Raw genomic sequence first — 9,768 nt, 5'->3', positions numbered from 1 at the left:
ATCAACCGGCTCAAACGCCACCGTGCCGTGGCCACCCGGTACGACAAGCTGGCCGTGCGCTACGAAGCCACCGTCTATGTCGCCGCGATCAACGAATGGCTCTGATCGACTTCGATACAGGCCCTAGTCCTGCGGCGTAGTCGCCAAACCCTCACACGTCCGCACCAACACCTGACAAGCGTCCCGTTCACGCGAGCCAGTCGCAGGGCTAGCAGCGCGGTCACGCCAATCCGCCGCCGCCGCAACAGCCGCCGCCACCACTTCCGCCGAGGTGGCACTAGCGGGCAGCGCCAAACGTTCGTGCGCCGTGCGGCCGCGAGCCCCGAGCAGGCGAAACGCCCTGTCCTGGTTGGCATGCAGCGTGAGCACACCAGTCTCCAGATCGCCCAGCACGTCAAGCTCGGCAAGTTCGTGCGCGTCGGCCAGAACCTGGTCGCGCAGCCGGGAAACCGCAGAGTCAGCGGGCAACGTGCGCACGGCAGCCAAGACAGCGCGGGCAGCATAGAGATCAGCGCGAGCGACCACCCGCCCGCGCAGCTGGGACTCAACGTCGGCGTCCGGAGTCAGCACGTCCACCCGTCGGGGAGCAGACCGCGCGGCGCGGCGGAAGTCGTTGTCGGAGTCGAGGAGCAGCACCACATCGACGTCGGCGAGCGGCCCACCCGGCGCGATCATCGTGCTGTCAGGGCACTGCGGCACATCGACCAAGGTGAGGTGACGCAAGATCGGCACCGGCAGCCGGACCACCGCGTCCGGCTCCGTAGCAGCTGGCCCGACCGGCACGTCGCGCACGGGAGCGTGCTCGTACCAGGTGGCGGTCGCAGAACCCCTGCCGGGGAGGTCGACGCCGGTCAGCGCCACCACCACCTCAGCCGTCCCCGACTCCCCCACCACCGCCACCACCGGCGGCCGGTCCAGCCGTTCGGCCTGCGCGTCCCACTCCCCCGAACCGCGCGCCCCGGCCGCGACCAGGGCCCGCACCCGGGCGAGCAACGTGCTCGGTATGTCCACTTCGGACCCGTCGGCCGGCTCGTCGAGCCGCTCCGGCAACAGGATCCGCACCTCGGCGACGCCCGCGGTCACCGAGGTCGTCAGCGTGCCACCGAAGGCGGCCAGCCGTTCGGCGTCGTCGGCCAGCGCCGCGCGCAGCTCCACGTCGGTCAGGCCCGATCCGGCGTCGGTGAACCGCACCCGCAGCGCACCGTCCGAACGGGACAGACGGACCCGGACCGCTTGCGCGGCAGCGCTTTCGGCCAGCTGCGCCACCACCGCGGCCGCGGCGTGGTAGAGCCCGGACTCGACCTCCCACCCGACCCGCCTGCCCAGGTCGCCCTCGAACCGGAACGGCCGCGCCACGTCGGCCGCCAGCTCCCCCAACGCCGCCGCCGGGCCGCGTTCGGGCAGCATCGCCGGGTGCACGCCACGCACCACCTTGCGGAACCGGTCGATGACCTCGTCCAGCGTGACCCGGAAGTCGTCCAGCGCCAACGGTTCCAGCAGCTCACGCAGGTCCGCGAACTCCCTGGTGGTGAAGGCGGTGAGCGCGCCGACCAACCTGCGCCGCTCCAGTTCGCGCACCCGCGACAACCGGTCGCGGGCCACCCGCACGTCCTCGGTGAGCCCGTCGGCGCGCTCGGCGAGCCGGTCGCGCTCGGCGGTCAACCGCTCGCCCGCGACCGCCACCGCGATGCGCGCGGCTGCCCGGCGCAGCACCGCGCGGTCGACCGCACCCGCGACCACGAGCACTCCGCCGCCTGGAACCTCTTCCACCACACCGGATTCCGGCTCGACCGCGGCGTCGGCGGGCCACGCGTGCACCTCGTCGTCGACCAGGAACGCCGCGTCGTGACCGGTCTCCTCGGCCACCGAGCGCACCAGCGCGCGCACCGTGTGCCCGGCCGGGGAACGCCTGCGCACGGCTACCCGTCGATCCGGCGGGCCCGCAGGTAGGCCAGCACCGCGAGCACCCGGCGGTGGTTCACCGTCGGGTCGCCGGGCAGGCCGAGCTTGGTGAAGATCGCCGCGATGTGCTTCTCCACGGCCTTGGCGGAGATGAACAGCTCCTTGGCGATGGCGTTGTTGGTGCGCCCCTCGGCCATCAGCCGCAGCACGTCGTGCTCGCGCTCGGTCAGCGCCGCCACCGGCCCGTCGCCGCTCGCCGGGCGTTCCACCAGCCGCTTGGCCAGCGAAGGCTCGATGACGATCTCCCCCGCGGCGATCCGGGTGAGCGTGTCGTCGAGCACCTGCACGCCCGCCACCCGCTCCTTGAGCCGGTAGCCGATGCCCTCGGTGCCGATCTCCAGCACCCGCATCAGGTAGTGCGTCTCGGCGTAGTGCGACAGCAGCAGCAGACCGGTTTCCGGCCGCAGCGCGCGCACCCGCTCGGCGGTGGTCAGGCCGCCGTCGGGCTCGGGGGGCATCCGGATGTCCAGGATGGCCACGTCGACCGGGTCGGCCGACACCGAGGCGACCAGCTGGTCGCCGTCGGAGACCGAGGCGACGACCTCGTGCCCGGCCGCGCGCAGCAGCATGACCAGGCCCTCGCGGAACAGCGCCCCGTCGTCGGCGATGGCTACCCGCACGTGGCGCGCTCCTCGGTGACGTGCACCCGCATCGAGCCGAGGCCGCGGCTGACCCGCACGCCGACCCGGGTCTCCGGCGGCACGGACCGCAGGTGGTCGGCGACGGCGAGGCAGGCGGCGGCCTGGGTGTCGACGTCGTAGCCCTCGCGCGCCTCGCCGCGCACGGCCAGGGCCACGCCGCGGCGCTCGGCGACGGCGTGCAGGGCGGGGCCGAAGCCGTCGCTGGTGAGCACGGGCGGGTAGAGGGCGCCGCCGATCTCGCGCAGTTCGGCCAGGACGGTGTCCAGCGCGCACTGCAGGCCGGCGATCCGCCCGGTCAGCGCGGGATCGGTGAGGTCCACGGAGAGCAACCCTAGCTCCACCGACAGCGCGGCCACCCGCTGCGCGGGCCCGTCGTTGAGGTCGCGCTCGAGGCCGCGGCGCAGCTCGCAGGTCGCCGGGTCGACCGGGCGCAGCCGCACCGGCGTTCCGGCACGCCTGCGTCGCCACCAGCGCGTGATCCCGATCATCGCCCTATCGTGGCTCCTCAGGTCACGAAGGGGCAACGGGGGTGACCCTCCGCGGGGGTAGGGATATCCCTACCGGATGGAGATCCCGATAGAGTGAGGTACCGGGAGCAGGCGCATTTTCCGCGGCACTGGGAGAACTTCATGGGCTACGGCCTCGGCATCGACCTCGGCACCACCTTCACCGGGGCCGCCGTCGTCGGCGACACCGGGACCACCATGGTCCCGCTGGGACGCGACGGGGTCGTCGAGCCGTCGGTCGTCTTCGCCGCCGCGGACGGGACCCTGCTCACCGGCGACGCCGCGGTGGACGCGAGCGGGGACGCGCCGCAGCGGGTGGCCCGCGGGTTCAAGCGCAGGCTGGGCGACCCGACACCGCTGGTCGTCGGCGGTGCCGCCTTCTCCCCCGCCGCCCTGCTCGCCGCGCAGCTGCGCGAGGTCCTGACCAGGGTGGAGAAGTCCGCCGGGTCGGCGCCGGAGTCGATCGTGCTCACCTGCCCGGCGGTGTGGGGGCCGTACCGGCGCGAGCACTTCGACGAGGTGCCGCGGCTGACCGGGCTGGCGGGCGCGGTCATCGTGACCGAGCCGGAGGCGGCGGCGACGCACTACGCGGCCGAGCGCAGGCTGGGCGCCGGCGAGCTGGTGGCGGTCTACGACCTGGGCGGCGGCACGTTCGACACCACCATCCTGCGCGCGCAGGACAGTGGCATGGAGATCGTCGGCACCCCGGAGGGCATCGAACGCCTGGGCGGCATGGACTTCGACGAGGCGCTCTTCGCCCACGTCGACGACGCCCTCGGCGGCGCGCTGAGCGGGTTGGACCCCGCCGACCCGGACGGCGCGGCAGTGCTCGCCTCGGTGCGGCAGGCCTGCGTGCGGGCCAAGGAGGAGCTCTCGGTCGAGCCGGACGTGACGATCCGGGCCGCGCTGCCCGGTGGCGACCGCGAGGTCGTGGTCACCCGGCTGGCGTTCAACGACATGATCCGCCCGTCGGTCGAGCTGACCACCGAGTCGCTGCACCGCACGATCGCCTCGGCCGGGCTCACCCCGCGCGACCTCGCCGCGGTGCTGCTCGCGGGCGGCTCGTCGCGGATCCCGTTGGTGGGCCAGGTCGTCTCGGAGGCGTTCGGCCGCCCGGTGCGGGCAGGTCTTCACCCGAAGTTCACCGTCGCGTTAGGAGCCGCGGCCATCGCGGCCAAGCGGCTCGAGCGCGCGCGTCCGGTCGTCCCCCCGCCCGCGCCCGCGCCGGTCGCCGCTCCCCCGGCGGTCCGGCGGCGCAAGCTGGTGGTGCCCGCGGTGGTGGCGGCCGCGGTGATCGTCGGCGGCGGCGTCGTGGCGATCGCGACCAGCGGCGGTGACACCGGCGGCACGCCCGGCCCGCAGGTGTCGGCGAACGCGGCGGCCAAGCCGAGCGGACCGGTCGCGAGCGTGGCGGTGCCCACCGTCGCGGACACGATCACCGGCACCGGCAAGCGGCCGCAGGGCGTCGGGGTGACCCCGGACGGCAGCAAGGTCTACGTGCCCAGCAGCGTGTCCAACACGATCTCGGTGATCGACCGCGCGTCCCGCCGGATCGTGCAGACGATCACCACACCGGCGCCGCCGCAGTACATCGCGGTGGGCAAGGGGCGCGCGTTCGTCACCCTGCTCGGCCCGGGCAACGCGGTCGCGGTGATCGACACGACGCTGGACCAGATCGTCGGGACGGTGCCCGCGGGCAACCGGATGTTCGTGCCCGCGATCACCCCCGACGGCAAGCGGCTGTTCGTGCCCGACCAGGAGAGCTCGCTGGTGCTGGCGGTCGACCCGGCGGCGCGCACGTCGGCCACGTTCTCCCAGGTCCCACCCGGCCCGCGCGGCGTGGCGGTCGACGGCGCGGGCAAGCGGCTCTACGTGGTGAGCATCGACTCCAGCCAGGTGACCGCCATCGACGCCGAGTCCAGCAAGATCCTCGGCTCGGTGCGGGTGGGCAACAGCTCGCTGGCCATCGCGCTGACCCCGGACGGCAAGCACGCGTACACGGCGAACTACGACGCGAACTCGGTGTCGGTCATCGACACCGAGACGCTGAAGGTCACCGCGACCGTCCCGGTCGGCGGCCACCCGCTGGCGGTCACCAGCGCGCCGGACGGCAAACACCTCTACGTGGCCAACAACGCGGACGGCACGGTGTCCGTTGTGGACACCGGGACGAACGCGGTCACCGCGACGGTGCCGGTGGGCAAGGAACCGTGGTCGATCGCGGTGAGCCCGGACGGCCAGGAAACCTTCGTCAGCAACGCCCTGGGCGACTCGGTGACGGTGCTGAACACCGGCGCGTGACGGCTGTCCGGGCAGCACACCCGGACAGCCGCCCGCTTCTCAGGCCAGCGGCGTCGGTTCAAAGGGAGCAGACCACGACTGGCTCTCGACGTTGCTGCACGGGTACAGCTTGACCGGCGTATAGGTGGCGTAAGACCCGAGGTCCATGCACATCCACGGGGACGCGCCCGCGCCGATGCTGTAGATCTGGTCGTTGTAGATACCGCGCTTGCCCCACTTCTGACTGATGGATCCGTTGCACGGGTACAACGTCACCGGGGTGTTCGCGACATAGGAACCGACGTCGAAGCACTTGGTGTACCCACTGCCCACACTGGTGAGCACACCACCGGACTCGTAGATCTTCTGGCTACTTGCGTACATATTGCACGGGTACAGGGTCACCTGCGTGTATGTCGCATAGGAACCCAGGTCCATGCATTGCGAGAAGCCACTGCCCGCGCTCTTGAAGATGTTCGGGCCTGCCAGCGGTGCTAGCTTGGCGGATGCGGAAGCGGGCGCGGTGAGACCGCTCCCCAGGGCGACCACCACCAAGCCCAGGAGGGAAAGTGCTCTCTTGAGCGAACTCTTCATTTGTATTTCCCCAGTCGACTAGGTCATTCCAGCCTTAATTGGACCGTAACCTGTCGACGTCGATCCGTAACTACTCCAGACGAGCGCATCGATCACCCCTGTCCCGGCGGCAAACCGCTGGTGCTGGCGGCCGGGATGTCGGCGGGCAGCAGCGCGCACAGCTCGGTGATCGTCGGGGACGGGATCGCGCGCATCCGGCGGGCGTGCCGGGTCACGGCCTCGTCGAGGACCTGGCGGGCGTAGCGGCCGTTGCCGAAGGAGCCGGTGCGCGGGATGGCCAGGAAGTGCGTGCGCAGCGCCGCGACCGTGGGGGCGGTGCACTCGTAGCCGATCTTGGTGGCGTGCTGGCTGACAATGGTCACCAGCTCGTCGGCGGTGTAGTTGGCGAAGTTGACGTGGTGGGAGAAGCGCGAGGACAGGCCCGGGTTGGCCGCCAGGAAGCCGGACATCTCGGTGGCGTAGCCCGCGGCGATCACCACGACCTCGTCGCGGTGGTCCTCCATCAGCTTCACCAGGGTGTCGATCGCCTCGCGGCCGAAGTCGGTGCCGTTGCCCGCCGAGGAGGACAGCGTGTAGGCCTCGTCGATGAACAGCACGCCGCCTCGGGCGCGGTCAAAGCACTCGGTGGTGCGCTTGGCGGTGTGGCCGATGTACTCGCCCACCAGGTCGGCGCGGCTGACCTCGACCACCTGGCCCTGCGCCAGCACGCCCATCGCGGCCAGCACCGAACCGTAAAGCCTTGCCACTGTGGTCTTTCCGGTTCCGGGCGGGCCGGCGAAGATCAGGTGCCTGCTCAGCGACGGCACCGGCAGGTTGGCCTCCTGCCGCTGCCGTGCGGAGGCGAGCAGGTCGACCATGCTCGCCACCTCGCGCTTGACGTCGTCCAGGCCGACGAGGCCGCGCAGGTCGTCGAGCATGCGCTCGACCTGTTCCTCGTCCACCCGCCCGGCGCCCGCGCCGACGCCGCTGCCGGGCAGCGGGCCGAGGTCCTCGGGCATCAGCCTGGTCAGCGCGACCGCGTCGGCGTCGAGGTCCTCGGCCAGCCGGTAGGCCTGGCGGCCGACCATCTCCTCGAACACCTTGCGCGCGGTGCGGCCGTTGCCGAACGAGGCGTCCCTTGGCAGCTTGGTGAAGTAGGCGTGCACCGCGGCGCGGGTCTCGAACTCCAGCCGGTAGTCGTGCGCCCGGCACAGACCCTCCACAATGGTCACCAGCTCGGGCGCGGAGTAGTCGGCGAACTCGATGGTGCGGGTGAACCGGGACGACAGGCCCGGGTTCGCGGCCATGAAGGCCCGCATGTCGTTGGTGTAGCCCGCGACGATCACCACCACGTCGTCGCGGTGGTCCTCCATCAGCTTCACCAGGGTGTCGATCGCCTCCCGGCCGAAGTCCGGGCCGGTGCCGCCGGAGCCCGCGGAGAGCGTGTACGCCTCGTCGATGAACAGCACGCCGCCCATCGCCTCCTCGAACTTCTCGGCCGTCTTGAGCGCCGTGCCGCCGATCACCGCGGCCACCAGGTCGGCGCGGGCCACCTCGACCAGCTGCCCGGTGCGCAGCACGCCGAGCGCGGTGAGGATCTTCCCGTAGGTGCGGGCGATCGTCGTCTTGCCGGTACCCGGTGACCCGGTGAACACCAGGTGCCTGCCCAGCGGCGGCGACGGCAGCCCGGCGGCGGCGCGCCGCTCGGCCATCTGGTGCAACCGCACCAGGGTCTCGACCTCGCGCTTGACGCCGTCCAGGCCGACGAGCTTGTTCAGGTCCGCCAGCAGTTCCGCGACGTCGCCAGTGCCTGCCTCGGGCTCGCCGGGCCGCTCCGACTCGACGGGGGCGACAACCAGTTCCTCCACTGTGGACACGCCGGAGTCGTCCCGGATGTTCCTGCCCTGGTTGCGTTCGATCCGGCAGCCGCGGATGTCGACCGGCTCGTGCGAGCGCAGGACGACGCCGTCGCCGAGATTGTTCTCGATGACGCAGCCGGTGAGCTCACCCGCCGCGCCGCCCTCCCACACCGCGCCGGTCGTGCACTCGCGGATGGTGCCACCGTCCACTCGCAACCGCGCGTTGCCGCGGGCGACCAGCGCCGCGCCGCGGGTGCGGGAGACCACCGGCTCGGTGATGCTCACCTCGGCGGCGTCCTCGGCGATCACCGCGGAGCCCGCGCCACCGGTCACCTTCAACCGGGTCAGCCGCACCGAGGCCGCTCCGCCCGCCAGCACCGCGTCGTGCCCGGAGTCCTCGAACGAGCAGTCGATGAGCTCGCCGCTGGAGGAGTCGAGCACGTGCAGACCGTGCCCGCGCGCGCCGCGCACGACCGTGCGCTCGATCAGGGCGGTGCCGCCCTGCACCAGCACGATCGCCTGGGCACCGGGCCGCTCGATCACGCAGTCCAGCATGGTCGGGCTGGAATCGGCCCCCACCAACAGGGTAACACCCTCCACATCGGACAGTATGGTGCCGGATACGGCCAGGGTACTGCGCTCTTCCACCACGATGCCCGGCCCGCTGATCCGCTCGATCCGGCAGTCGCGCACGGAGCCGCCCGCGTTGTCCGCGGCCAGGACCGCGCCCGCCGCCTCGGAGATCACGCAGTCGAGGAGTCGGGGCGCGCCACCGGTGCGGGCGACGACCGCGGTGGTGGCGATGCCGTTCAACCGCGTGCCGCGCAGTTCGGCGCCGCCGCCGTCGAAGACCAGCACGCCCGCGCCGCCGGGGTTGGTGACCACGCAGTCGCGGGCGAACAGCTCGGTACCGCCGCGCACCGCCACCGCGACCCCGGACTCGGCGGCCACCGTGCACTCGTCCATCCGCAGCGTGCCCGCGCGCAGGTCGACCGCCGCCTCGCCGTCGCGGTGCGCCAGCACGATCCCGGAGACCGCGGCGTGCTCGGCGGAGAGCCGCAGGGCGGGATCGCCGCTGGCCTCGATGCGCACCTCCCCCGCCGCGCCGGCGCCGGAGAGGGTGATCTCGCGCTCGATGACGACCGACTCGCGGTACACCCCGGGCCGCACCGAGACCACGTCACCGTCGGCGGCCGCGGCGATCGCGTCGTTGATGGTGCGGAAGCACTCCGGCTCGGTCGCCGAGACCCCGAGCACGGAGCGCACCCCACTCAGCCTGCCTGCCACAACGGGACCTCCTGGTTCGCGGCCGCCGATGCCGCGCGCACGCGGTGGCGGTCCAATGTGGACGTTCTGGCGGGGGTGGGCCCGCAGTCGCGGCCACCGAGGAAGTCCAGCAGCGCCTGGCGGTCGTCGACCGGCGGCACCGCCACCAACCGCCGGGCCGGGGTCTCGACGACCCAGTCGGCCCAGACGAGGCGGGCCGCGGCCAGCGCGGCGCGGTGGTAGGCGGGCAGCTCGGTGGCCACGTCGAAGACCTCGACCGGGGCACCCAGCGCGTGCTGCAGCGCGGCGGCCAGGTCGGCCAAGTCAGTGCCGGGTTCGGCCTGCGAGAGGTAGACGGTGTCGGCGCCGTCCCGGCGAGCGCGCCACAGGGCGTTGACCCCGTCGGTCGCGGCGGCCAGTTCGGCGGCGGGGTGGTCGTCGGCCTCGGGGGCGTCGAAGTCGTGGTGGGCGTGCGCCGCGTCGCGCACCGGGGCGCCGGGGAAGTGCGGCGCCTCGGCCCAGGTCACGGTGACCAGGCCGGTGCGGGCCAGCGCGGCGCACAGCTCGCGGAAGCGGCCGTGGTCACCTCGGGCGACCGTGGCCCGGGCGAGCGCGAGCCAGCCGTCCGGCACGCGGCCCGCGAGGCCGAGCAGCAGGGTGTGGTCGGTCATCGTCGTCTCC

At 72.6% G+C, this 9,768-nt stretch carries 7 protein-coding genes; 1 reads left to right on the top strand and 6 read right to left on the bottom strand.

Going from position 1 to position 9,768, the window contains the following annotated elements; translation table 11 throughout:
- Window positions 1-123 precede the first annotated feature (123 nt).
- From QSK30_RS12710 to QSK30_RS12700, 3 genes are read right to left on the bottom strand one after another with little or no spacing between them, the layout of a single operon-like run.
- Window positions 124-1,917, bottom strand: a complete 1,794-nt coding sequence (locus tag QSK30_RS12710; RefSeq protein ID WP_285502509.1) for a hypothetical protein — start codon at window positions 1,915-1,917, stop codon at window positions 124-126.
- Between the two features lie 2 nt (window positions 1,918-1,919).
- Window positions 1,920-2,582, bottom strand: a complete 663-nt coding sequence (locus QSK30_RS12705) for a response regulator transcription factor (RefSeq protein ID WP_285502507.1) — start codon at window positions 2,580-2,582, stop codon at window positions 1,920-1,922.
- Window positions 2,573-3,091, bottom strand: coding sequence for a histidine kinase (locus tag QSK30_RS12700; protein ID WP_285502506.1), 519 nt, complete (start codon window positions 3,089-3,091; stop codon window positions 2,573-2,575). Before QSK30_RS12700 ends, QSK30_RS12705 begins: the two co-directional genes overlap by 10 nt.
- A 93-nt stretch (window positions 3,092-3,184) precedes the next feature.
- Here QSK30_RS12700 and QSK30_RS12695 point away from each other — a divergent pair, with 93 nt between their 5' ends.
- Window positions 3,185-5,410, top strand: a complete 2,226-nt coding sequence (locus tag QSK30_RS12695) for an Hsp70 family protein (protein WP_285502505.1) — start codon at window positions 3,185-3,187, stop codon at window positions 5,408-5,410.
- Between the two features lie 39 nt (window positions 5,411-5,449).
- Here the strand turns inward: QSK30_RS12695 and QSK30_RS12690 are convergent, their stop codons facing one another.
- The 3 genes from QSK30_RS12690 to QSK30_RS12680 form a co-directional block, all read right to left on the bottom strand.
- Window positions 5,450-5,983, bottom strand: a complete 534-nt coding sequence (locus QSK30_RS12690) for a ricin-type beta-trefoil lectin domain protein (RefSeq protein WP_285502504.1) — start codon at window positions 5,981-5,983, stop codon at window positions 5,450-5,452.
- A gap of 92 nt (window positions 5,984-6,075) precedes the next feature.
- Window positions 6,076-9,108, bottom strand: a complete 3,033-nt coding sequence (locus QSK30_RS12685; RefSeq protein WP_285502503.1) for an AAA family ATPase — start codon at window positions 9,106-9,108, stop codon at window positions 6,076-6,078.
- Window positions 9,093-9,758, bottom strand: a complete 666-nt coding sequence (locus tag QSK30_RS12680; protein ID WP_285502501.1) for a hypothetical protein — start codon at window positions 9,756-9,758, stop codon at window positions 9,093-9,095. Before QSK30_RS12680 ends, QSK30_RS12685 begins: the two co-directional genes overlap by 16 nt.
- Between the last annotated feature and the right edge of the window lie 10 nt (window positions 9,759-9,768).

It is taken from the genome of Actinokineospora sp. NBRC 105648, assembly GCF_030269645.1.
Classification (GTDB): domain Bacteria; phylum Actinomycetota; class Actinomycetes; order Mycobacteriales; family Pseudonocardiaceae; genus Actinokineospora.
The sequence above is the reverse complement of the archived record's forward strand: the minus strand, read 5'-3'. Positions and strand labels throughout refer to the sequence as shown.

Bases quoted from the DNA above. Each gene is read 5' to 3' on its own strand.
- QSK30_RS12700 (WP_285502506.1), bottom strand. From the start codon at position 3,091: ATGATCGGGATCACGCGCTGGTGGCGACGCAGGCGTGCCGGAACGCCG.
- QSK30_RS12690 (WP_285502504.1), bottom strand. From the start codon at position 5,983: ATGAAGAGTTCGCTCAAGAGAGCACTTTCCCTCCTGGGCTTGGTGGTG.
- QSK30_RS12680 (WP_285502501.1), bottom strand. From the start codon at position 9,758: ATGACCGACCACACCCTGCTGCTCGGCCTCGCGGGCCGCGTGCCGGAC.